At 63.6% G+C, this 22,905-nt stretch carries 26 protein-coding genes and 1 tRNA gene; 22 read left to right on the forward strand and 5 right to left on the reverse strand.

Annotated features, from left to right (window positions below; genetic code table 11):
* The first annotated feature begins 9 nt into the window (after positions 1-9).
* The 9 genes from secA (at position 10) to KYN89_RS02385 (ending at position 8,283) form a co-directional block, all read left to right on the forward strand.
* Complete coding sequence (secA, locus tag KYN89_RS02345; protein WP_222823627.1) at positions 10-2,844, forward strand: preprotein translocase subunit SecA; 2,835 nt, start codon at positions 10-12, stop codon at positions 2,842-2,844.
* Positions 2,808-3,563: a sulfite exporter TauE/SafE family protein gene (locus KYN89_RS02350; protein WP_222824086.1), complete on the forward strand. Its 756-nt coding sequence runs from the start codon at positions 2,808-2,810 to the stop codon at positions 3,561-3,563. Before secA ends, KYN89_RS02350 begins: the two co-directional genes overlap by 37 nt.
* Positions 3,564-3,663: 100 nt before the next feature.
* A complete protein-coding gene (locus tag KYN89_RS02355; RefSeq protein ID WP_222823628.1) occupies positions 3,664-4,296 on the forward strand; it encodes a hypothetical protein in 633 nt (210 codons plus the stop codon).
* 237 nt (positions 4,297-4,533) lie between these two features.
* Entirely contained in the window at positions 4,534-5,757 is a 1,224-nt protein-coding gene (locus KYN89_RS02360; RefSeq protein WP_222823629.1) for a tyrosine-type recombinase/integrase, read from the forward strand.
* Between the two features lie 167 nt (positions 5,758-5,924).
* On the forward strand, positions 5,925-6,128 hold the full coding sequence (locus KYN89_RS02365) for a MerR family transcriptional regulator (RefSeq protein ID WP_222823630.1): 204 nt from the start codon (positions 5,925-5,927) through the stop codon (positions 6,126-6,128).
* Positions 6,129-6,272: 144 nt separating this feature from the next.
* Positions 6,273-6,527, forward strand: coding sequence for a hypothetical protein (locus KYN89_RS02370; protein ID WP_222823631.1), 255 nt, complete (start codon positions 6,273-6,275; stop codon positions 6,525-6,527).
* Positions 6,524-6,739: a hypothetical protein gene (locus KYN89_RS02375; RefSeq protein WP_222823632.1), complete on the forward strand. Its 216-nt coding sequence runs from the start codon at positions 6,524-6,526 to the stop codon at positions 6,737-6,739. Before KYN89_RS02370 ends, KYN89_RS02375 begins: the two co-directional genes overlap by 4 nt.
* Positions 6,726-7,088: a MerR family transcriptional regulator gene (locus KYN89_RS02380; RefSeq protein WP_222823633.1), complete on the forward strand. Its 363-nt coding sequence runs from the start codon at positions 6,726-6,728 to the stop codon at positions 7,086-7,088. The genes KYN89_RS02375 and KYN89_RS02380 overlap by 14 nt, the downstream gene beginning before the upstream one ends.
* A gap of 181 nt (positions 7,089-7,269) precedes the next feature.
* Complete coding sequence (locus tag KYN89_RS02385; protein ID WP_222823634.1) at positions 7,270-8,283, forward strand: bifunctional DNA primase/polymerase; 1,014 nt, start codon at positions 7,270-7,272, stop codon at positions 8,281-8,283.
* Positions 8,284-8,452: 169 nt separating this feature from the next.
* Here the strand turns inward: KYN89_RS02385 and KYN89_RS02390 are convergent, their stop codons facing one another.
* Entirely contained in the window at positions 8,453-8,989 is a 537-nt protein-coding gene (locus KYN89_RS02390) for a hypothetical protein (RefSeq protein WP_222823635.1), read from the reverse strand.
* Between the two features lie 52 nt (positions 8,990-9,041).
* On the opposite strand from KYN89_RS02390, the gene KYN89_RS02395 reads away from it, so the two are divergent.
* Together KYN89_RS02395 and KYN89_RS02400 are read left to right on the forward strand one after the other, a co-directional pair.
* A complete protein-coding gene (locus KYN89_RS02395) occupies positions 9,042-9,467 on the forward strand; it encodes a thermonuclease family protein (RefSeq protein WP_222823636.1) in 426 nt (141 codons plus the stop codon).
* Between the two features lie 79 nt (positions 9,468-9,546).
* The gene (locus tag KYN89_RS02400) at positions 9,547-9,861 is read left to right on the forward strand and encodes a hypothetical protein (protein ID WP_222823637.1); all 315 of its coding nucleotides are present in this window, start codon (positions 9,547-9,549) and stop codon (positions 9,859-9,861) included.
* 198 nt (positions 9,862-10,059) lie between these two features.
* Here the strand turns inward: KYN89_RS02400 and KYN89_RS02405 are convergent, their stop codons facing one another.
* Together KYN89_RS02405 and KYN89_RS02410 are read right to left on the reverse strand one after the other, a co-directional pair.
* Positions 10,060-10,422: a hypothetical protein gene (locus tag KYN89_RS02405; RefSeq protein ID WP_222823638.1), complete on the reverse strand. Its 363-nt coding sequence runs from the start codon at positions 10,420-10,422 to the stop codon at positions 10,060-10,062.
* Between the two features lie 319 nt (positions 10,423-10,741).
* Positions 10,742-11,173 carry a hypothetical protein gene (locus KYN89_RS02410; RefSeq protein WP_222823639.1) on the reverse strand — a complete coding sequence of 144 codons (432 nt, stop codon included), beginning with the start codon at positions 11,171-11,173 and terminating at the stop codon, positions 10,742-10,744.
* 254 nt (positions 11,174-11,427) lie between these two features.
* Between KYN89_RS02410 and KYN89_RS02415 the strand changes: the two genes are divergently transcribed.
* The 11 genes from KYN89_RS02415 (at position 11,428) to KYN89_RS02465 (ending at position 21,460) form a co-directional block, all read left to right on the forward strand.
* Positions 11,428-11,673 (forward strand): helix-turn-helix domain-containing protein, encoded by a 246-nt coding sequence (locus KYN89_RS02415; RefSeq protein ID WP_222823640.1) that lies wholly within the window; start codon positions 11,428-11,430, stop codon positions 11,671-11,673.
* Positions 11,674-11,706: 33 nt separating this feature from the next.
* Positions 11,707-11,985: a hypothetical protein gene (locus KYN89_RS02420; protein ID WP_222823641.1), complete on the forward strand. Its 279-nt coding sequence runs from the start codon at positions 11,707-11,709 to the stop codon at positions 11,983-11,985.
* Between the two features lie 466 nt (positions 11,986-12,451).
* Complete coding sequence (locus tag KYN89_RS02425; RefSeq protein ID WP_222823642.1) at positions 12,452-12,595, forward strand: hypothetical protein; 144 nt, start codon at positions 12,452-12,454, stop codon at positions 12,593-12,595.
* Positions 12,595-13,068, forward strand: coding sequence for a hypothetical protein (locus tag KYN89_RS02430; protein ID WP_222823643.1), 474 nt, complete (start codon positions 12,595-12,597; stop codon positions 13,066-13,068). Before KYN89_RS02425 ends, KYN89_RS02430 begins: the two co-directional genes overlap by 1 nt.
* On the forward strand, positions 13,065-13,787 hold the full coding sequence (locus KYN89_RS02435; protein WP_222823644.1) for a hypothetical protein: 723 nt from the start codon (positions 13,065-13,067) through the stop codon (positions 13,785-13,787). Before KYN89_RS02430 ends, KYN89_RS02435 begins: the two co-directional genes overlap by 4 nt.
* Complete coding sequence (locus tag KYN89_RS02440; protein WP_222823645.1) at positions 13,778-14,683, forward strand: hypothetical protein; 906 nt, start codon at positions 13,778-13,780, stop codon at positions 14,681-14,683. The genes KYN89_RS02435 and KYN89_RS02440 overlap by 10 nt, the downstream gene beginning before the upstream one ends.
* Before the next feature lie 11 nt (positions 14,684-14,694).
* Positions 14,695-15,828, forward strand: a complete 1,134-nt coding sequence (locus KYN89_RS02445) for a hypothetical protein (protein ID WP_222823646.1) — start codon at positions 14,695-14,697, stop codon at positions 15,826-15,828.
* A gap of 3 nt (positions 15,829-15,831) precedes the next feature.
* On the forward strand, positions 15,832-20,664 hold the full coding sequence (locus KYN89_RS02450) for a thermonuclease family protein (RefSeq protein WP_222823647.1): 4,833 nt from the start codon (positions 15,832-15,834) through the stop codon (positions 20,662-20,664).
* Complete coding sequence (locus KYN89_RS02455) at positions 20,661-21,092, forward strand: hypothetical protein (protein WP_248284947.1); 432 nt, start codon at positions 20,661-20,663, stop codon at positions 21,090-21,092. The genes KYN89_RS02450 and KYN89_RS02455 overlap by 4 nt, the downstream gene beginning before the upstream one ends.
* Positions 21,089-21,247 (forward strand): hypothetical protein, encoded by a 159-nt coding sequence (locus KYN89_RS02460; RefSeq protein ID WP_222823648.1) that lies wholly within the window; start codon positions 21,089-21,091, stop codon positions 21,245-21,247. Before KYN89_RS02455 ends, KYN89_RS02460 begins: the two co-directional genes overlap by 4 nt.
* Positions 21,248-21,259: 12 nt before the next feature.
* Positions 21,260-21,460: a hypothetical protein gene (locus KYN89_RS02465; RefSeq protein WP_222823649.1), complete on the forward strand. Its 201-nt coding sequence runs from the start codon at positions 21,260-21,262 to the stop codon at positions 21,458-21,460.
* A gap of 414 nt (positions 21,461-21,874) precedes the next feature.
* Here the strand turns inward: KYN89_RS02465 and KYN89_RS02470 are convergent.
* Positions 21,875-21,949, reverse strand: a tRNA-Asn gene (locus KYN89_RS02470).
* 67 nt (positions 21,950-22,016) lie between these two features.
* Entirely contained in the window at positions 22,017-22,805 is a 789-nt protein-coding gene (locus tag KYN89_RS02475; protein ID WP_010237699.1) for an NAD kinase, read from the reverse strand.
* Positions 22,806-22,905: the final 100 nt, after the last annotated feature.

The following is a 22,905-nucleotide window of genomic DNA, read 5'->3' on the forward strand; positions in this document are numbered from 1 at the left end:
CGTATTTCCATGTTCCAGTCCGTGATGAAGTCCGTCTTCGGCTCTTCCAACGATCGCTACGTCAAATCGCTTCACAAGATCGTCGCGCAGATCAACGCGCTCGAGCCCGATATGCAGGCGCTCTCCGATGACGAGCTGCGCGCGCAAACCGGCAAGCTGCGCGACCAGCTCGATGCGGGGGCCAAGCTCGACGACCTGCTGCCCGAAGCCTTTGCGACCGTGCGCGAAGCCTCGGTCCGCGTGTTCGGCATGCGCCACTTCGACGTGCAGATGATCGGCGGCATCGTGCTCCACCGCGGTGAGATCGCCGAGATGCGCACGGGTGAGGGCAAGACGCTGGTCGCCACGCTGGGGACCTATCTCAACGCGCTGGAAGGCAAGGGCGTCCACGTCGTCACCGTCAACGACTACCTCGCCCGCCGCGATGCCGAGTGGATGGGCCAGCTCTATCGCTGGCTTGGCCTGTCGGTTGGCGTGATCGTGCCCAATCTCAGCGAGATCGAGCGGCGCGAGGCCTACGAGGCCGACATTACCTACGGCACGAATAACGAATTCGGCTTCGACTACCTGCGCGACAACATGAAGCACGAGCGTAGCCAGATGGTGCAGCGCCCGTTCAACCACGCGATCATCGACGAGGTCGACTCGATCCTGATCGACGAAGCGCGCACCCCGCTGATCATCTCCGGCCCGACCGAGGACAAGACCGATCTCTACGTGACGATCGATCAGGTGATTAAGAACTTCGTCGCCGATCACAACGCGATCCCCGACAGCTCCAGCGAAGGCGTCGGCTTCTACGACACCGACGAGAAGAGCCGCACCGTTTCCCTGACCGAGGAAGGCGCGGAAGAGATCGAACAGCGCCTCGTCGCGTCGGGCCTGCTCGAAACCGACAATCTCTACGATGTCGAGAACACGCAGGTCGTCCACCACATGAACGAAGGCCTGCGCGCCAACCTTATGTTCAAGCTGGACGATCACTACATCGTGAAGGACGACAAGGTCGTCATCATCGACGAATTCACCGGCCGCATGATGGATGGCCGGCGCTGGTCTAACGGGTTGCACCAGGCGGTCGAGGCCAAGGAAGGCGTCAAGATCGAGCCCGAGAACCAGACAATGGCCTCGATCACTTTCCAGAACTTCTTCCGCATGTATCCCAAGCTTTCCGGCATGACCGGGACCGCGGCGACCGAAGCGGCCGAATTCTGGGACATCTACAAGATGAACGTGGTCGAGATCCCGACCAATGTCCCCGTCCAGCGGATCGACGAGGACGACGAGTTCTACAAGAACACGCTCGACAAGTTCCAGGCCATCGCCAAGGCGATCAAGGAGAAGTCGGATATCGGCCAGCCCGTGCTGGTCGGGACGGTCAGCATCGAGAAGTCCGAACTTCTCAGCCAGTTCCTCGACAAGGAAGGCGTCAAGCACGAGGTGCTCAACGCCCGCCAGCACGAGCGTGAGGCGCATATCGTCGCGCAGGCCGGCCGCCCGGGCGCGGTCACCATCGCGACCAACATGGCCGGCCGCGGGACCGACATCCAGCTGGGCGGCAACCTCGACTTCCTGATCGAAGACGAGGTCGGCGAGATGCCCGAAGGGCCGGAGCGCGACCGGGCGATCGAGAAGATCAAGGCGCAGGTGGCAGAGGACAAGGCCAAGGTGCTGGAGGCCGGTGGCCTCTTCGTGCTCGGCACCGAACGCCACGAAAGCCGCCGGATTGACAACCAGCTGCGCGGCCGCTCGGGCCGTCAGGGCGACCCGGGCCTGTCGCGCTTCTACCTGTGCCTTGAAGACGACCTCCTGCGCATCTTCGGGCCGGACACGCTGTTCTCCCGCATGATGAATTCCAACCTCAAGGATGGCGAGGCGATCGGGTCCAAGTGGCTCTCCAAGGCGATCGAGACCGCGCAGAAGAAGGTCGAGGCGCGCAACTACGACACCCGCAAGCAGGTCGTCGAATACGACGACGTGATGAACGACCAGCGCAAGGTCATCTACGAACAGCGCGCGGAAATCATGGATTCCGAAACCGTCGACGATGTCGTTCTCGACATGCGGCACGACACCATCTCCGCCATTGTGGCCGAAGCCTGCCCCCCGGGATCGTATCCCGAACAGTGGGACGTCGCGGGCCTGAAGGCGCGGGTCGAGGAAGTGCTCGGCCTGACGCCGCCGATCGACCAGTGGCTGGAAGAAGACGCGGTCGAGCCCGAACTGTTCGAGGAACGCCTGCGCGCCGAGACCGACGAGCTGATGGAGCGCAAGATCGCGCAGAACGATCCGCAGCTGTGGCGCCGGGTCGAAAAGAGCATCCTGCTCGAACGGCTCGACCACTTCTGGAAGGAACACCTCGCCACGCTCGACGCGCTGCGCCAGGTCGTGTTCCTGCGGGCATATGCGCAAAAGACGCCGATCAACGAATACAAGCAGGAAGCCTTCGGCCTGTTCGAGAAGATGCTCGACTCGCTGCGCGAAGACGTGACCAGCATCCTGCTCAAAAACGAGCTGCGGATCGCGCCGCCCCAGCGTGCGCTGCCCGACCTGCCCGATTTCCTGACCGGCCATATCGACCCGCTGACCGGGCTGGACGATTCCAACGATGGCGATGGTTCGGAAAGCCGCGCCGCGATGTTCGGCTCGCTCGCCGGTTCGACCCGCGCCAATGCCGGGCCGGGCGGTTCGGCGGAAAACCCGTGGGCGGGGCAGGATATCAGCCGCAACGCCCCGTGCCCGTGCGGTTCGGGTAACAAGTACAAGCATTGCCACGGCGCGGCCAAGGCTGTTGCGGGAGCCGCGGGATCGGCCTCGCCGCCCTCCTCGCCGCCTTCTGCGTAACCGCACTGCTCTATGCGTCGGTCGGCTTTGGCGGCGGATCGACGTATAGCGCTTTGCTGGCCCTGTCGGGGATGGATTACCGGCTGCTGCCGGTGGTCTCCCTGCTGTGCAACCTGGTGGTCGTCAGCGGCGGTACGCTGCGCTTTGCGCGTGCCGGGATCACCCCTTGGCGCGGCGCGCTGGGCCTCACCGCCATCGCCGCGCCCGCCGCATTGCTGGGCGGGCTGACCCCGATCAGGGAACAGGCCTTCATGGCGCTGCTGGGTGCCAGCCTGTGCCTTGCTGGAGCGCTGCTGCTCCTCCCCCAGACCAATGCACGGGCCGCACCGGAGGGGGAGCCTGCCCCGCGCCACGCCAAGCGCGCCATGCTGCTCGCCGCTGCACCGCTCGGCTATCTTGCCGGGCTGGTGGGGATCGGCGGCGGCATCTTCCTCGCCCCGCTGCTCCATCTGGTCCGCTGGAACGGCCCGCGCGCGATCGCGGCGACCGCCAGCCTGTTCATCCTCGTCAATTCGCTGTTCGGCCTCGTCGGCCAGCTGACCAAGAACGGCGCAGACATGCTGGGCGCGGCAGCGGGCACCGGCCTGCCGCTGATGATCGCGGTCGTGATCGGCGGCCAGATCGGCAGCCTGTTCGCGGTGCGCCTGTTCAAGCCGCAACTGATCCGCTGGCTGACCGCGGCGCTGACGATTGTGGTGGGGGTGCGGTTGCTCTTTTGAATGCAGTTTCGCACTTCGGCACCCGGCAATTTATTCGTCCATTATCAATCTATTGTTCACGTATTTGATCGACCGTCCCCTTGCACAGAGGGAGCTCCGGATGACGTTGATTGTGGGAAGTGGCGGAGAGTTTCCGCTCGAGGGTTGGAGAATCGAGTCGCGAAAAATCGGTCGCAGGCGCTATCAGGGCTCGACCACGGTGTGCCGGGTGGTCGATGTTACCTACCAGCAGAAAAGCCATACACACGGCTATATCTCGGGCGTCGCTGGTTTCTCTATCGACGGCTATGGCCTGACGGGTGGTGGCGGTGGCTTCGTTTCCACCGAGCACGAGAATGTCGCGACGGTCATCGTTCGCGATGGTGACGGGTTCGAACAGCAGATCGAACTTCCTGCGCGCGTGGCAGTCCGGCCTGAAACAATCGTTCGGCTGGATAGTATCAACGGTCGTCTGATTGGCGCTACGAACCTGAGCGGACGCGGCGGACTGGTGATGCTCGCCCAATGGGAAGACTTTTTCCCGCGATCGCGATTTCGGAAGACCTATCTGGCGCTCGCGCTTCTCGGTTGGTGGGTGTTGAACAACACCGGGTCCAGCCCCGCTTTGGTCGTGCTGGGAATTGGCCTGCTCATGCCAATCGCTCTCTGGGCTCTGCATGCGGTGCGAACGACGCAACACCGCAAGCAAATGGCCGACTATATGGGAGAGGTATGGAAACGCGGCTTGCGATAATCGCCGCTAACGCTCTCGGAGCAAAGAGCATGAATGCCTGTCAGCGGGCCGGTTCTGGCCTTCTGTCCAAGATGGCTCCCCGAGTTGGATTCGAACTCATGTTGCTGGATGAAGATGGGTGTTTTCGAGCCCCTTGATTCTCCGTCGTTTTGGCGGGGTGATGTGCTTGGGTGCGCATTGACGTTAACGGGCATCTAGCGCAAATTGTGGGAGCGATTGGCGAACAGGAGCCCCACCATGGCAATTCACAAGCTCAAGGCTTTCCAAGTCGAGAAGGCGAAGAAGGCAGGCCGCTACGGCGATGGTGGAGGGCTCTATCTGCTGGTGTCGCCTACTGGCGGCAAGTCGTGGGTTCTGCGGATCATGTGCCCGGACGATGCAAAGCCCGGCGCGAAGAAGCGCAGGGACATAGGGCTAGGGGGCTGGCCGGATTGCAGCCTGAGCGAAGCGCGGGAGAAAGCGCGGGAGCTGCGCAGGGCGGTGAAGGCGGGGCGCGATCCCCTTGCAGAGCGCGATCAGGACAAGATTGTTGTTCCCACCTTCAAGGCGGCGGCGATCCAGTGCCATGAGGCGAAGGCCCCCGGATGGTCGGAAAAGACGGGGGCCGCTTTCCTGTCGTCCCTTGCGCTCCATGTCTATCCGAAGATCGGCAGCCTGCGGGTCGACGCGATCAGTGAGCGGGACATTGCGGCGGCGCTGTCGCCTGTTTGGCATTCCAAGCCTGCAATCTCGCGGAAGCTGCGCCACCGGATCGGGCTTGTCCTTGACTACGCGAAGGCGAGCGGGTGGCGTTCCGAGGGTGCGCCGCGTCAAAGCTTGTCGGCCCTGCTGTCGCGCCAAGCGGAGGGCGGCAACTTCGCCTCTATGCCCTACGAGGAATTGCCCGCCTTCGTCGCCAAGATGGAAAGCCAGGGCGAAACCGTGGGTCGGTTGGCGCTGCTGTTCACAATCTACACGGCTGCACGCAATGGCGAAGTGAGGGAAGCCCTTTGGTCGCATATCGACCTAGAGGCCGGGGAGTGGCGGCGACCTGCCGAGCTGATGCGCAAGAATGGCGAGGCGCACACCATCACCCTGTCGCCGGAAGCGATGGCGGTCCTTGAACGGGCGAAGGCGTGGCGGACGGGCGAGGGGGATTGCCGAGTGTTCCCCGGCAAAGGTGGCAAGAAGTTGAGCGACATGACCCTAGCCAAGTATCTGGCTGGCGAGCCCTATGTGGTCCATGGGTTCCGCGCGACGTTCCGAACGTGGGCGGCGGAACGGATGCCCTCGATCCCGGATGCGGTCGCGGAGGCGGCGCTTGCCCACAAGATCCCTGACAAGGTCGTTCGCGCTTACCAGCGTGCCGCGTTCCTCGATATGCGGCGGACGCTGTTGGATGCGTGGGGCCGGTATGTGTCGGGGTCGTCCGGCGATGTGGTGCAGCTCCCGCTCAAGCTGAGGAATGCACTGCCGGGATGATTCGGCGGAACGGGGCGGGAACATAAAAAGCCCGGAACGCGAACCCTCACGCGCTAACCTGTGCAAAAACCACGCCGCGACGGGGGATCAGCCCGGTGCCGGACTTCCCCTCTCCCATTCGCAGCTGCTATGCAGTCATGCATAAGGAATATCATGGAGGACGATGGATGGCAACGGGTATTTTGGGGGCCGGTATGAAGACGCTCGAACAGGTGTGCGAAGACAACAATTGCAGCCGCGGATTTCTGTATCTCGAAAACAAGCGGGGCAGGCTGCGGTTCACGAAGCTTGGCCGTGCAACGCGGATCAAGGCCGAGGACGAACAGGCTTGGCGTGACAGCCTGCCGGTCGTCACCGGGGAAGCTGCTTAACGAGAAAGGCCGCCCCGTGGGAGGGAGCGGCCTTTGAATTTCGCTTGCGAGAGCGAGGCAGTCTTGGTCCGCCGAGGATAGCAACAACTAGAAAAATTGCAACCCGGCCCTGCCCGCTCTCCGTCACACGGAGACTGTAAGGCAATGTCCACAATTACCGAACGTCCGCGCCGCATTCTCACGGTGCGCGACCCTGCCGTTGAACTGCTGCTGTCGTCCTATCCGGGCGACCCGCCCGATGACACTGGCGAGCTACGAGCATTCAGCACCGGCTTAATCGCGTCGGTGCGGCGCTGGTCGAACGCGAAAGGCTATCGCCGCCGGTCCGGTAACGCCTTGGACCGCGCAAGCGCTGATGCCGCCTTGCGTGCCGCCCTGGCGCGGGAGTCCAGCCGATGAGCCGGGCCGACGATATGGAGCGTCTGCGGGCGCTGGCACTCGGCCTGCTGGTCAAAGGGGAGGGCATTAATCGGCGCTCAGGCTCCTTCTTGGGCCAGCTCGTGGGCGAGCCCTGCCCGCTCTCCGTCAAGCAATATGATTGGCTCGAAAAGATCGCGCAGCGCGCGGGGATGACCGACGAATTTGAAAGGGTGGGCGATGTCGCACAATAACGAGAACAAGCCGCATTATGGACAGGGAACGGCAGCGGGTCACAAAGGCAATAGCCCTGAGGCGCGCCAGAACAGCCGTGAGGCTGCGCAGGAAGTCACGGACACACTGCCGCGCCGCCACCAGCAGATGATGGACGCATGGACGCCCTACGGGGCTGCTGGTGCGATCCCGGAGGAAGTCGCCAAGGACTTGGGCTTGCCGGTCCATGTCGTCCGTCCTCGGGCTGGCGAGCTGGCTAAGCGCGGCCTGCTCCATCCGGTCGGTCGGCGGCTGGGCGGCATGGGCTGCAACGTCATGGCCTATAGCGTCGTGAAGCCTGCGCAGGCGACCGAACAGGTGGCCGCGTAAGGTGGCGGGCTCGGTTACTATCGAGCCGGACGGGGAGGGCTTCGCGGCGGCGCTGTCGCCGCCGATCCCCTCCCTACCTGAACGGCAATGGTTCGCCAATGCGCGGGAGGCTCGGGGCACGGCTGGCGGGCTTCGCCTCGTCCATGGGCTCACCAAGATCGACCGGACGGGGGGCTAGGGCATGGGCCTTTTTGCACAATGGCAACCCGCCTATGCCGAGGCGGGGATTGCTACCTTCCCGGTCGATGGGGAGGCCAAGAAACCCTCTGTCGGCAATCCCCTGAGGGGCGGTCGCCGCGCCTCCGCGCAATGGGCGCAAAAGTTTCCAGACGCGGACGCACTCGGCATTGCCTGCGGCAAACACAATCGCCTGACGGTCCTTGATGTGGACAGCACAAACGAAAATGTATTGGCCGATGCAATGGCGGTGGTGGGAAGATCCCCGGTGGTCGCGCGCACGGCTAGCGGCAAGTTTCACGCCTACTACCGACATAACGGCGAACGACGCTCGATCCGCAAGGATGCCTTGGCGCTTGGGATGTTAGGGCCGATTGATATTCTCGGCCAAGGTGGGTTCGCAATCGCGCCTCCATCCCGCAACGCGCTTGGCGATTACCAATTCCTAGAGGGCTCGCTGGCGGACTTGGGCAACCTGCCGGCCATGCGCGCCGCCAATAGCGATTGCGCCTCGGGCGAAGTCGCCCTGGCGGAAGCCAAGGTTAAGGGGGAGGGCGACCGCAATGTTCGCTTGTTCGATGCCTGTCGCCACGCAGCAGCGAATTGCGGTTCCCATGACTCGCTGTTGGGGTTCGCTCGCACGCTCAACGAGTCCGGGGAATGGTCGCCGCTCCCTGCCGCCGAAGTCGAACAGGTCGCGGCAAGCGTCTGGCGGATGCAGGTTGAAGGCCGCAACGGAGTGGCCGGGGGTAATTACATGATACTGCCACACTCGGCGTTGGCGATCCTCGAAACGAACGCGGATGCGCTCTATATTTACAACCAACTCAAGCGCCACCATTGGGGCCGGGATTTTTGCATCGCAAACTCGTGGGCCGATCAGCTCCCTTGCGGGCCATGGCCGGTTCGCCGCCTGCGAGCCGCGCGAAACTTTCTGCTACAAAGCGGCCTAGTCGAACAAATTCGCTACGCGAAGAAGGGACAGGCCGCGCTCTATCGGTTCGGGGGTTGCGCTTGATCGCCAAATTTCGCCGCCGGGAGAGCAGGGGGGGAGGGGTGTAAGTTTCTTATTGGTGAGCAAATATGCTCACCCAATGCCCTTTTGGAAATGAGACGTTATTAGAAAGGCTCAGCGACCTACGGTCTTTATCGTGCCGGTTAGCGCAGGTGCTTCTAGCCTCGCCGAACTAGGAAACCGCGTAGGCCGCCCGCAGAAAGCCGCTGAGCGTCCATCCGAGACCCAACTCCAAGGCGTAGGCTTTCACGTCCACGCCTGTTTCATCGGCCCGCACATGCAAATTTCCATTGGCCTTATCGAAGGACATCGCCAACGCGATATAGGCTTTCGGTGAATCCGGGTTCGCGCGAGCCATAGCCGCGAAATAGAGGCATTCTCCAACGAAATTATTGGCCATCCGCCGAACCATCTGGATAGTCGATAGCGCCTGTAGCGGTCGATCCCCCCCACCATTCAATTCCCCGTCCAGCCAGCTATCGTCGGCTGGAGAATTTGTTGGAAAAACGCTCTTAAGAGATCGGCAATATGCCTCGGAACTTTCGACCAACGCAAGGCGGCTGGTTCGGCTTTCGAAATTGTCGGAGCTTCTGCTTGCGCTGAGCATTGCTTGGGTTTCCGCGTTTGTGTCGATGGCTGCCGCCGCCGCTGTGCCACCGCCCAAGATTGGCGTGGTAAGAAGTGCAAGAAATAACAACCTGGCTTTCATGGTTTCCTCCTCGGTGTGGTGCGGTCTAGATTAGCATTGCTCGGAGATTCGAATGTTTGAAGCGCTAATTCTTGCCGTTGTGGTTTCTGCGGGCGAGACCTTCTCCTGCACACCCACTGCCGTTTGGGATGGCGACGGGCCTGTATGGTGCGAGGAAGGTCCGCGCCTTCGCCTTGCCGGAATCGCGGCGCGGGAAGCGGACGGCACCTGCAACAGCAACCAGCCCTGTCCCGACGCCAGCCATGAACAGGCGCGCGATACTCTGGCGGGGCTGATCGGCACGCCGGGCGGGTTCGGGCCGCATGGGCACAGGATCGTCACAGGTCCGACGATGCGTTGCAGATCCACGGGCGGCGCTGGCGGCAATCGCACGGGTGCTTGGTGCGTATCTCCGAAGTCGGGCGATGTGAGCTGCGCAATGGTGCGTTCGGGCACTGCGCTGCGCTGGGACCCCTACTGGGGCGAACACAAGTGCTAGGGGCGCTGCCTCGTGGTCAGGGGAGGGCTCCTGCGATGCGGAGCATCATCCGTGGCAAGAAAAATTCGAGCGCCGGAAAATGAGCGAAGACAAGAAGTGTGAGCAAGAAGAAACGGCGATATATCCGGATGGGCGAAACTTCTTCTACGATTCCCCAAGCACTTTTGACTCGCTTGGCGAATGGGAGGCGACCCTGCGGCGCTTGGAAGCTATGCCCCCAGGTCCAGTTAAAGACCGATTGATCGAAGAAGCCCGCCACCGGATCACTCGGGACGACGAAATCAAGGCGCTGTTCAAAAGGTCCGGCTCGGTCCTTGGATTGCGCCTGGAATTTGCGCTGCTGATAGCCCTTTCTCTTCTAGGCTTGGCCCTGTGGGCGTTTAGCTGGCTCTAGTCGCTGCGGTATCGGTGGGGCGGCTCATTCCTAATGTCCGCGAGAAGGGTGATTATGCGCTCGTTCTGAGCGTGAATGCGCTCGATGTGGCGGGCGATCATCCAAGGCATGATGAGGATGCTCCAAAGCGTCGCGCCAGCAAATAGCCTGTCATACCATGGCCAACTCATCATAATTTCTGTCACTGGATTTCTCCCACTATGCGTTGCCCTCAGAGGCCTTCTTTGCCGCCTCTTCCAGACTCGCTTCAATACGATCTGCGACGGCTCGAAGCATTGGGGCGAGCTGTTCAGCTGCAGCCAACTCCACCTCTTTGTAAGTTGCAGAGGCGTCGAAGCCTGTGACGACCACACCCCAGTTGAAATACTCGTGCGTTTGGATGCCATCGCGTTCAAACTGGCAAGCGATGTGATTTGAAACAGTGAAATGGGCAGGCTTTCCCGCTCTGCCCACTGTATTTATGGTAACATTGCCTTGGACCTCAGATTTGTCCGGCACATCATCTTCTTTTGAATGGAATGTGATTGAGCCGAGGCCAAAACCAATATCCTTGAGTTCCATGTCCGCCTCCTATTAGGTGCGGCCACGTTAAGCGCAAAGCGAACTTTCCTACAATGGCGCAGTTCACCTACCTTGCGCCATGCGTAAACCCACCCGATTCGAGCTTGAAGCGACGATGCTAGCGTTCATTGCACTGGCACCGCTCGGCTACTGGGTGGTGCGGACAGCCTTTAGCCTGGTTGGTTAGCCGAACCGCGCGTCTCCGCAATTCTCAGTCGTGGGTTCGTAAAAGACACAAAGGCCTTGCAAACCGTATGATCGCCGAAAAAGCCCCGTCGCGTCATTAGGACGGACGGGGCCAAGGTTGCGGGGGCTTTGGTTAGGCGGCGATGCGTTCGGCCTCCCGTTCTTCGATTAGGCGCAGCACCTGCTCGCGTCCCCCTCGGGTTTCCAGCTCCCAAAGCGATGCCTGAATCCCATCGCTGGCAGGGACGGGAGCGCATAGGGTCAACTCGCGCCCGGCTGGCCTGACCCATCCACCGCCGCAACGCTCGTAAAGGACAAGCCATTGCTCGGGGTCGAATGTGGGCGATGGCGCGTTGTCGTCCAGATCGCGAAGGCCGTTGAGAACCGACCCAATCAGATCCGCGCCGGGGATGCTGTCGGGATCGCGGAAAGCAATTTCTGCCAGCGCCCGAACGTCGGTGACGGTTCGGGGTTTGGTTGCGAATAGCTTGCGCTCTGCCTCGATCATCACGGAATAGCGGGCGTCCTCGGCCTGCTGGTCGTTGTCGAGCGGCGCGGAACACACTTCTGCGTAAGCTGCGTTGTAGGCTGCAAGAGCCTGCTCGAATGCGCTTTGCGGTGCGGTGGTCGTTGCGTTATCGTTCGTCATTAGTCGTGCCCTCTTGCTAGGGTTTCGATTAGGGCCGGGGCTGGTGTTGCTGCACCTCGCCTCGGTCCGTCAGGTAGTTAATCACCTAACGATTTCCGTTATGGCTATCTGTCATGGCTTTGTCAAACGATTTCCGTTATGGTAGCGGGAAAGCGTTAGGAGGCATTGCCATGTTGACCCCTGAATTGAACCGCGCCGCGCGTGGGCTTCTGGAAGTTTCGCAAGCTGAGCTGGCCGCATTGGCGGGCGTCGGTGAATCGACGGTGCGCAATTACGAGGCGGGCCGATCCGTGCCGGTCGACAACAACCTTGCGGCCATAGTGGCGGCGCTGGAAGCCAAGGGCGCAGTCTTTACGCCTGCGGGCGGGGTCGCCACGGTCGATAGCGTAGGGATTGGCCCTGCTCGATCTGCCTAGCGCGCCGGGTGTGTTGCCTGTATAGGTCAGGCCATGCCCGATCTTCTCCCCTCGTTCCTGATTGTTGCCGGGGTGCCGCCTAGCGCTGGCGTCCTGCTCGATCCTGCGAGCGTGCTTGTAGGTCTTGGTGCGCTGGTTGGCCTGTTCGCCGGGTTCGCATGGCACAAGGTCTGGCGCTCGATTGATACGAGCGGGGAGGCTGTGACCGGGCCGGACAAGCGCGGGCTGAAAGACGCGGCTTTCCTGTCGATGGGGGCCTTTACCCTCACTAGCGCGGGCTACCTGTTCGGGGTGTTCTTCGGGCGTATCTGAACCGCTGGCGCAATCGCCCTGGCTGAATTGATCTAGGGTTTTTGATAGCCTTTACGCGCGTAAGGGTTTTTTGACGCCTTTACGCGCGCGAGGGTTTTTCGATGCCTTTACGTGCGAGGGCGCGGGCTGGCCTAGTCCATAGGCCCTAGCGCCGGGCCGATGCGCTCGGGCCGCTTTCCACACCGCGAACAGCGCAACCGCTCTGCTAATCCGTTCAGCGTCCGGGGAAGGTCGAGCGCATGGGAGCGCAACAAGAGCGCTCGCGGCTCCAACATCACCACGCGACCGCAACCGCAATCAATGCGCAGCTTAGAGCCGTGCCGGGCAAGATCACTCAGGCTTGAAAGGCGCTTGCTGCTCATGATTCGGGGATCTCTAGCAGCGAACAAAGGGGGGTATAACCGAGAACAGAAGTTGACTTTAGCGTTATACTGTTGTATAACAGCGGCACACGTTGGAGGGACAGGTGCGCGGCATTCATTCGGACAATCTGGTTGCTTTCCGGGCTTCGGACACGCTGGTTTCGGCCCTGCGCTTGCAGGCGGAACAGTCGGGCGTCTCTGTCTCGGAATATCTGCGGTCCACGGTCCGCGAAAAGGTCGGCCTGTGATGGGCGGGCCTGCTTCCGAGCGAAGCTTGGGCGAGTTGCTGGGCGATGCGCTGGCTTCCGAGCGCCAGCCGTCCAATTCGCTCCATGATGCCGCGTTGGGCGATCCCGACGCCATGCTGGCGCTCTCGCTCGCGCAGGAACAGCGCGCCCGATCCGCCCCCGGCCTGCTGCAATTGATCCACATTGCGGAAGCGCTGATATTCGCTCGCCTCCATGCCTCCGCCGTGCCGACCGACGACGCGCTGGCGCGGGTGGTCGCCCTGTTCGGTGAATCGGCTGCGCTGTGTCGCACGTTTGGCGACATGGAAGCCGGGGACGAGCGCGAAGCGATGGGCCTTGCCCTGCTGTCTGCCTGTGCGGACGAGAGCGAGGCCATGGCGGATTTCCTGCAACTGGCGACCCCGCGCGTATCTGCGGGGGCCATCGTGAAGGCAAAGCACATTGCCCGCGACCACGCGGGGGGCCTGTCGTGATCCACCGGACCTTGGACGCTGCGCACCTGAACGCCGTAGCGAATGACCCGAACGTTCGCCCGACCCTTGGCGGTGAAGGCGAGATTGATCTAACCGGCCTGATTGCCGACCCCGCCAATCTGGCGCTGGTCGCGGATGGGGGCGGGTTCGTCCTGACGCCGTTGGCTCCGGGCCATCTTGAAGTGCATTCGATGTTCCGCCCGAAGGCCGACGCTATCGGGGCGATGCGCGAGGCAATGGATTGGGTGTTCACCCGGACCGATTGCGTCTCGATCTGGTCGAAGGTGCCGAAAGAGAACCGGGCGGCAAAGGGGTTTGCCCGCGCCGGGTCGCTCCGCGTGCTGTTCGAGCGCGAACACGAAACCTTGGGCGCTACCGAGTTCTGCGAGCTGCCGCTGATGCGCTGGGCGATGAACACGCCGGAGCTGGAAAGCCAGGGCGAGCGGTTCCACGCCTTGCTTGAGGCTGCGAAGCGTGAAGCAGGGTCGAGCCTGCCCGAACATCCTCACGATCCCGCGCACGAGCGGGCGGTGGGCGCGGCGCTTCTGATGTTTGAGCGAGGCCAGCCGGGCAAGGCTGCGTCCTTCTATTCGCTGTGGGCGCGGGCCGCTGGCTACCAGCCCATTCAACTGCTCTCGGTCGCCCCCGTCACGGTCGATGTAGGCGACGCGATCATTGGACTTGGACGGGACGGGATGGAGGTTTTGCAATGCCGGTAGGGGCTATTATTGGAACGGCGGTTGTCGGCGCTGGCACCTCGCTAGTTGCGTCGGGCAACAATTCGCGTGCGATCCGCGAGGGGACCGAACAGCAGACGCAATCGACGCGCGAGGCCATCGCGGCGCAGGAACGGGCAAGATCCGAAAACCTCGCATTGCAGACCCCGATTTATCAGGCGGGGATGCCGGCGATGTATGCGCGCAATGCCCTGCTCGGTCTTGGCGGCGCTCCCGCACAGGCGGCGCAGCCTGACGCTTACGCGCAGCCGACCGCCTACGGGCAACCCAATGCGCTAACGCGCATGTCATCGCACCAAATGTATGGTGTGGCCGATGGCGCGCCCGATCCTTACCGGGCACGCGCGGAATCGCGCCTGAGCTATTTCGGGACCGGCGGTGTCCTAGCGAACCCGCAAGCTACCGGTAGCTATACCTCGGGGGCTCCGTCCACCGCGACGGTCGCCACGCCTGCACAATCGCCCTCCGAGGCGCAGCGTTCGGCGTTCGATGCCTTCCGCAATTCGACCGGCTACCAGTTCCGCCTTGGGGAAGGGATGAACGCGCTTAACAGCGGTTACGCTGCGGCGGGCACGCTCCAGAGCGGCGCGGCGATGCGGGCGGCGCAGGAGTATGGCCAGAACCTCGCTAGCGCGGAGTTCGGCAATTACTGGAACATGCTGGGCGAACAGCAGAACCTAGCGCCGGGTGCCGCCAATGCCATGTCGGGCGTCAACACCACGTATGCCAACAACGCGGGCAATCTCGCCATGATGAACGGGAACGCGCAGGCCAATGCGGCGGTCGCCCGCGCGAACAACACCAATGCGATGATCGGCGGCGTTACCGGCTCGCTGGCCTACGGGGTCGGCGCGCTGGACCGCTTGGGTATGCTCTAGGGGGAAATGCGATGAACGCGCTTGCGGGACTTAACACCAACGCGCCTGCCGTCATGGGTCAGAACGTCGCTTCCAGCTTCGTGGCCGGGGGCGAGTTTGCCGACAATAGTCGGTTGCGCAAAGCCATGGCGACTATCGCGGTCAACCCGGACGATCCCGAGGCAATGCGGGTCGTCATGGAGTTGGACCCGGCGACGGGTGCCAAGCTTCAGGCTGCACAGCAGGAACGCCAGTTCGGACAGGCGGCGGTCGACTACGTGGAAGGGGGGCGCGCATCTGCCGCCCAGCCGCAACCGAACGTGCTAGCCGCCATGGCGATGCGGGATCCGCAACCGCGTGCGGTGCCTGCGCAGCGCAACGCCCTGATGCCTGTTGATCTGGCCCCGTCCTCCGGTGAAGGCTTCGCCCCCCTGTCCCCTCCCATGCCTGCCCGCCCTGCGGGGCCGACTGTCCGGGCCGATGCGGCGCGCGATACGAACGGCGACGGGGAAATTGACTTTGCCCCTCTAGGCGAAGTGCGGACCGCACAGGACGAGGCTTTCCTGCGGATGGTTCGGATTGATCCGAAACAGGCGTTCGCGATTGAGGGCGAGATGCGCGACCGGGCGGCGGATCGCCTCAAGTTCCAGCGGGACGCCTACGGCTATGCGGTCAGCCGGTTGGGTGGTGTGACGAACGACGCCGAATATGGCGAGGCGCTGGCGGACATTCAGGCGCGGATTGACCCGCTCGGGGTGTCTGTCTCGCAATTCCTGCCTGACCGCTTCCCCGGCCCGGATGCGCTGCGGCAAATCCGGCTGTCGGCTATCGAGGCGGAAGATCAAACCCGGCTGTTCATGCAGCAGGCGAATATAGACGCGGACAACGCGCGAGCCGACCGGAACACGGACAGTATGATTGATGTGCGCGAGGGTCGCCTTGCCGAATATCAGCGGGCCAACCGGGCGCGCGAGGGCAACCAGCGCCGGGGGCAAGACCTGTCGAGCCGGGATCGCAGGCGCGGGCAAGACATGCGCGGGAGCGGTCGCGGTGGCCGGTCGCGTGTGCCGGTCGTCAGCTCGCCGGACGAGGCGCGTTCGCTCCCTCCTGGCACTGAGTTCCGAGTGAAGGGCACCAACCGCATTCTGCGCACGCCGGGGGGCTAAGTCATGGCCGATCCGTGGGCGGAGTTCGAAGCCGTCAAGCCTGCCGATCCGTGGGCCGGTTTCGAGGAAGTGAAGCCGGACAGCAAGCCGCGCAAGAAGCGGCGGGACAAGCGCAGCGGTGGTGCGTTCGGTCCGCCGCCGATTGCCGAGGGCGACACGCTGCGCGCTCCGCAAGCGATTGATGGCGACACGGTGCGTGCTTCGCAGGGCGACGTTCGCCTTGTGGGGCTCGATGCGCCAGAGCTTGAACAGCCGGGTTGGGATAGGCAGATGCGCCCGGTGGCGCTTGGCGAGCAATCGCAGGCGTTCCTTGCCGATAGCCTTTCGGGTCAGGTGTCGGCGGGTCGGCAGTTCGCGCCTTCCTATGGTCGCGCGGTCTCGCCTGTGCTGGTCAATGGTGAGGACGTAGGCCCCTCGGTCCTGCGGGCGGGTCAGGCTTTCGCCGCGCCGGAATATCTTTCCGAAGATCCCGCGCGCCGGGGTGACTACGTGGATGCCGACCGGCTGGCGCGGATGAACCGGCAAGGCGTGCATGGGGTCTATACGCCTTCGCCTGCCGAGTTCCGGGCCAATCCCGATTACGTTCCGGATCGTCAGACGGTCGCGCAGTTCTTCGATACGCCTACGCCTCTGGCGGGCCTGCCTGCCGAGAAAGAAGCGCAGTATGTCGCGCTGCTCAAGGGCGCGCCTGCCGAGGATATTCTAGCCTTTGCCGAGGGCGAGGGCCTGACGATGGACGCGGACTATCTGCGCAAGTGGACCGCATGGCGTGACAAGGAAATTGCGGACGGGCGTGAGATTGACCCTTACGCGGTTTATGAGCGTGCGCCGCGCCCCCTGATTGATGGCGGTGGCGGCACGGCAGGCGCGGTCCTTCGCGGCTGGGGTTCGGGACTGTTCGCCAGTGGCTTGGACGAGGCGGTTGCGGTGGCGGACACGCTGGGCGGCACGCCGGGCCGGGAAAGCGTTTTCAACTCCGACAGGCGCTTTGCGGATATTTGGCTGAACAACCAGCAGCAGAATGCGGCAATGCTCGCCTATGACGAGCAAAACCACCCGATTGCAAACACAGGCGGGCAAGTCGCTGGCGGACTGACTGCCGGGTTCCTTCTGCCCTATTCGGGCGGTGCGCGAAGCGTGGGCCAGCTCGCCCTTGCTGGCGGCACTTACGGCGGCATTGACGGGTTCCTTGGAAGCGAGGGCACGGCAGCGCAACGGCTGCGCGGTGTGCCCTTGGGCGCGACCGTGGGGGCGATTGCCGACCCCGCCCTTGGCAAGCTGGTGGAAGCTGCAACGCCGGTCGTAAGCCGCACGGCGCGTTCGCTGCTCTCTCGGGGGCCGGGCGCTGGCGGGGAGCGTATGGGCGCGCCTGCCGCCTCTCAGGCTACCGCGCAGGCCGATGCAGCCACACAGGCGGGCACAGAGCCCGGTAGCATGGCGATGGCGGTCGAAGGGGGCGAAGCCCTGTCCGCGCCGCTCCCGCGTCCACAGGGCCTTTACACGCCCCGGACCCGAGCCGAGCTGCTGGCGTCTGCCGCCAATATCCAACCGCGCGATGTGCTGCCGATCCCGCGCAATTTCGTGGACGGGCCGGAGGAAGCCGCCGCGATTGACGCCGGGCGGTTCGTGGAAGCCAAGGCCCCGAACGAGCGAACCGCGCTCGATAGGCGGTCCGTCACCAACTGGCGGGGTGAGGCGGTCCCCAAGGTCGGGCCGCTCGATATGGTCGGCTTTCTCCGTGCGCAGGGCGGCTTGCGTGACGAGGGCGGCGACTTGGCCGCAATGGGCTTGGACAACAGCGCCCGGCGCGGTCTCGATTTCGTAGGCCAGGAATCCCGGTTCGGCCCGCTGGTCAGTGACGAGGGAATGACCCTCGACGACGCGGCGCTTTATGCGTGGGAGGCCGGTTATTTTCCTGAGCTTACCGAGCGCCCGGACATCAACACGTTTCTGGACGCCTTGGACGAAACGCACCGGGGCGGGGCCGGTCGCCGGTTCCTGCCGGAAGATCAGCCCGAGCTTGACGCCTTCAACGCATTGCAGGGCGAGCGTTACCAGCTCGAACAGCAGCGCTTTGACGAGGGCGGGCCGGTCTATCGCGACCGCGCGGCCTGGGCGGATGACACCGCCCCGTTTGCGCCGCCCGAAGCCTATGAGGAATGGCCTAGCGGCTCGACCGATCGCGTGGGGAATATCGACGTTTCCAAGCTCGACACGCCGCAGGACATTAGCCGTGCGCTGCGCCAAAGCCGGATGCGGGCGGGCGATTTCGACGCGGCAACGCGAGGCCGGATCACACAGGCGGAAACCGAACGCCTCGCCTCTGAATTGGGGATGACCCCGGACGCACTGCTTAAGCGGCGCAAGGGGCAAGCGTTCAATGCTGAGGAAGCGCTAGCGGCTCGCCAGATACTCGCGAAGTCGGGGAACGAGCTGGTCAACGCGGCGCGCAAGATCAGTCGCCTTGAAGATCCCGGCGACGAATTGCTGGCCGAGTTCCGCCAGAAGTGGGTGCGCCATGTGGCGATCCAAGAGCAAGTGGCCGGGATGACTGCCGAGGCCGGGCGTGCCCTGCAACAGTTCCGGCAATCCGCCAGTAGCGGCGCGGTGCGGGGCGATGTTCTCTCCGCGCTGGTGCGTGCCGGTGGCGGCAAGGGGGACTTGAAGGAAGCGGCGGACACGCTGCTTGATGCGGTCGACTTGGGCCAAGGCAAGTTCAACGCGCTTGCGGTGAAGGCGACCAAACCCAAATGGCGCGACAAGATCAGTGAGCTTTATATCAATATGCTCCTGAGCAATCCGCCGACGCACGCGGTCAACATGATTTCCAACACGCTGACCACGATTGCACAGGTGCCGGAATATGCGACCGCCTCTGCCATCGGCGGCGCGCGCCGGGCGCTCTTGGGCGAAAAAGCCGGGGAGCGCATTCTTGCCAGCGAAGTTGGAGCCCGCGCGTTCGGCCTGCTCCAAGGCACGCGGGAAGGCGCGAGCCTGTTTGCCAAGGCCCTGCGCTCTGGCGAGGCCGACGATTTCGTTACGAAGGTCGAGGGCGACGAATATAAGGCCATCTCGGGCATCAAGGGCGAGGTCGTCCGGGCGCCTACGCGGCTGCTCACTGCCGAGGATCAGCTATTCAAGGGCGTTGCCCGCCGGATGGAGATTAACGCGCAGGCCGTGCGGATCGCGCACCGGGAAGGCTTGAAGGGTGCCGAGCGGGAGGCGCGCATTGCGGAGCTGTCCGCCAATCCGACCGACGATATGCTCGACCGGGCCTTTGACTACGCGCGGTATCTCACTTTCCAGCAGAAGCTAGGCGAGTTCGGCCAGGGTGTGTCCAAGATCACCTCGAACAGCCTCGCGGCGAAGGTTATCGTTCCGTTTGTCCGCACGCCTATCAACCTGCTCAAGTTCGCAACCGAGCGTTCGCCAGCCGCTCCGCTCCTGCGCGAAGTGCGCAAGGACTTTGCCGCCGGGGGCGAGCGCCGGGACTTGGCCGTTGCCAAGATGATGCTGGGAACCGGGCTGGCAACCGCGATGTATGAGGCCGCGAAGGAGGGGCTTATCACTGGCGCGGCCCCGCCCGATGCGGGCAAGGCCCGGCTGCTCTACGCGGACGGCTGGCAACCCTACAGCGTCAAGGTTGGCGATACGTGGGTTAGCTACTCGCGGCTTGATCCGCTCTCGACCACGATAGGCGTTGCTGCGGATATGGCGACGCTGCCGGAGAATCTGAGCGATAGCCAGCAGGACGATAAGGCCACGATGCTGGTCGCCTCGATCATGGGGAACCTCGCCAGCAAAACGTGGCTGTCGGGCGTCTCGGCCTTCGTGGAGGGGCTGAGCGATCCGGGGCGCTATGCCGATAACTGGCTGCAACGCACGGCGGGCGCATTCGCCGTGCCTGCCGGTGTGGCGGGTGTGGCCCGGTCGATGGACCCGGTGTTGCGCAAGCGCGAAAGCGTGGGCGATGCGATCCAATCCCGCGTGCCCGGAATGAGTGACGGGCTGTTGCCTGCGCGCGATGTGTTCGGGGAGCCTATCGAGCTGGGGAATTGGGGGCCTGATTTCCTCTCGCCGTTCTGGTCCTCGCAGCAGAAGAATGACCCGGTAATTGCCGAGATGCTGCGCATTGGCAAAAGCGTGTCCGCGCCGGGCAAGCAATACACCGAGGACGGCGTGCGGGTTGATTACACGCCAGAGGAATATGACCGTTACCACGAGATTGCGGGGCGGCTGACCTATAACCGGCTGCTCGGGGTGATGGGTTCGGCGGGCTATGCGCGAATGAGTGACGACGAACGGCGCAAGGAAGCGAAGAAGGCAATCCGCAAGGCGCGCGAGGATGCCCGCGCCGTTCTCTCCGATCCTGACTATCCCTTGCCCGCGCGTGGCGACTTGTCGGGCGGTCCGGCTGGTCCTGCCGGAGCTGGCGATGAATGGTCAGGCTTTGAACAGGTCCGGGGGACGGCACGCCAGCGCCCGGACCCGCGCCAGCAAGCGGACGAATGGGCGGGCTTTGAGGAAGTGAAACAGCGCGACGTTATGGGGGGTCTGCAATCGGCCATCCCCGGCGTTCGGATCACCTCGGGTTTTCGGACGCCCGAATATCAAGCCGACATGCGCCGCCGTGGCTACAATCCCGCCGCGAACAGCCGCCACCTAGACGGGTCCGCGCTCGACCTGACGCCTCCGCCTGGGCGGTCGATGGGATGGCTTGCGCGTGAAGTTCGCCGGGTCGAGCCGGGGGCACGCATTCTGAACGAGGGCGACCACCTGCATGTGGTGTTCCCCGATTGGAACGGTGCGCCTGCGCTGGGAGGCATGGCGCAATGACGAAGCCGAAAGAAAACGGGCGAAAATCGGATGGCACCTTTGCCGAGGGTAACAGTCTTGGAGGCCGGACGCCGGGATCTCGCAACAAGACCACGCTTGCGGTCGAGGCGCTGCTACAGGGCGAGCATGAGGCGTTGACCCGCAAGGCGATTGATAGGGCGCTAGAGGGCGACACAACGGCCCTGCGCCTCTGCTTGGATCGTATCGCGCCAGTGCGGAAGGAAGCCCCGATTACGTTCGAGCTGCCGCCGATTGAAACGGCTGCGGACACGGTGGCCGCGTCGTCAGCGCTGCTCGCGTCGGTCGCGGCTGGTGATGTCGCCTTGGACGAAGCGGGCCGGGCCATGGCGCTGCTCACGGCGCATAAGCAGCTCGTGGAAACCTGCGATCTGGAAAGCCGGATTGCGGCATTGGAGGCGAAGGGATGACCGCACTTAGGCGAAGGCTCGACGCGCTGGAAAAGCCGACCCGGTTTGCAACGCTCGGGATGGTCCTCGATAGCTTGGACGGGGAACCCCTGCCCGATGGGCTGCCGGTTGACCCGGCATTGGTGGCGGCGCTCGATGTGCTGCCGTTCGATTAATTTGGAGGCGATATGACCGGGCGATTGGAGCGGCGGCTTGCCGATCTGGAAAACAAGGCCGGGGCCTTCGCGCCGTGGGTCTCGATCATCCAGCGGGCCGGTCAGACAGAAGATCAGGCGGTGGCCGCTTACGAGGCGGACCATGGGCCGGTCGGGGACAGCAACAAGATTCTGTGGGTCGTCGTCCGCAAGCCGGGGGCGGTTCATGCGTAGCCTGCAAGGGCGTCTCGCCAAGCTAGAGGAAGCTGGCGCGCCGGCCATGCTGCGCCCGTTGATCTTGGCAGGGCCGGGCACGGATATTGAAAGCGAGTTGTCCGCTTGGCACGCTCGCCATGGGCCATCTGATGCCGAGCCTATGATTATCGAGCTGGTGGGGGTGGAGCCCACCGCAAGGCGCGCGGCTTAGGTGTGCTAGGCTGATAATACAGCCGAGAGCAGCCGAGGCAGCAAGTCGACCAGTGCGATGATTGCGCCCGCAACGGCGAGTATCAGCAGGGCGACAAACTCGGCGCGGTATCGCATCGCCCCCATTTGCCAGAAAAGAGGGCGCATGTGGTAGGAAATGTGGGAGTGGCGGGCCGGATATGAGAGAAAGCCGCGCAATTCCAATTGCTTGGGCCTACTGAATGGCTCCCCGAGTTGGATTCGAACCAACGACCAAGTGATTAACAGTCACCTACTCTACCGCTGAGCTATCGGGGAGCAGCCTTGTCGGCAGGCCCGCGCCTATATGGGGGTGCTCAAATTAACGCAAGCCCCTGCTGCAAAATCATACGACGAATTGTTCGGCCACGATCCGGTCGTCCAGCGCGTGGCCCTTGTCGAACAGCAGGGTCAGCTCGGAATCGCGTGCGATTTCAACGTGAACCTCGGCCACGTCGCGCACTTCCTTCTGGTCCGCCACGGCCGCCACGGGGCGCTTGGACGGCTCGTTGATGCGGAAAGTCACCTTCGCACGGTCGGGCAGAATCGCACCGCGCCAGCGGCGGGGGCGGAATGCGCTGATCGGGGTGAGGGCGAGCAGCTGGGAATCGAGCGGCAGGATCGGCCCGTTGGCGGAGAGGTTGTAGGCGGTGGAGCCGGCGGGCGTCGCCACCAGCACGCCGTCGGCCACCAGTTCCTCGATCCGGGTCTTGCCGTCGACCAGAATCTCGATCTTCGCGGTCTGGCGCGTCTCGCGCAGCAGGGAGACTTCGTTGAGCGCGCATTCCACGCGGGTGTCGCCGTTCTGGTTGATCGCCTCCATCCGCAGGGGAGAAATGCCGACCGGGCGGCTGCGGTTGACCCGTTCGACCAGCGCGCCCTTGGGCCGGTGCTTGTTCATCAGGAAGCCCATCGTGCCGCGGTTCACGCCGTAAACCGGCAGGATGCGTCCGCTGTCGAGCATCTTGTGCAGGGTTTGCAGCATGAACCCGTCGCCGCCCAGCGCGACCACCGCCTCCGCCTCTTCCTGCGGCACCCAGTCGTGCGCATCGCGCAGCGCGGCGGCGGTGTCCTGCGCCAGCGCGGAGTTCGATATCGCGAGCGCGAGCCGCTCGTATGTCGGTTGGCCGGCCATCAAAACCCTCTCTCAAACCCGTTCGCCTGCCTATGGAGGCGATGCCTGCTTGGCAATGCAACCTGGCGATTGGTGGGACAAGCGCAGCTTGCAGGCTTCC

Source organism: Alteriqipengyuania abyssalis (assembly GCF_019857185.1).
Classification (GTDB): Bacteria; Pseudomonadota; Alphaproteobacteria; order Sphingomonadales; family Sphingomonadaceae; genus Alteriqipengyuania; species Alteriqipengyuania abyssalis.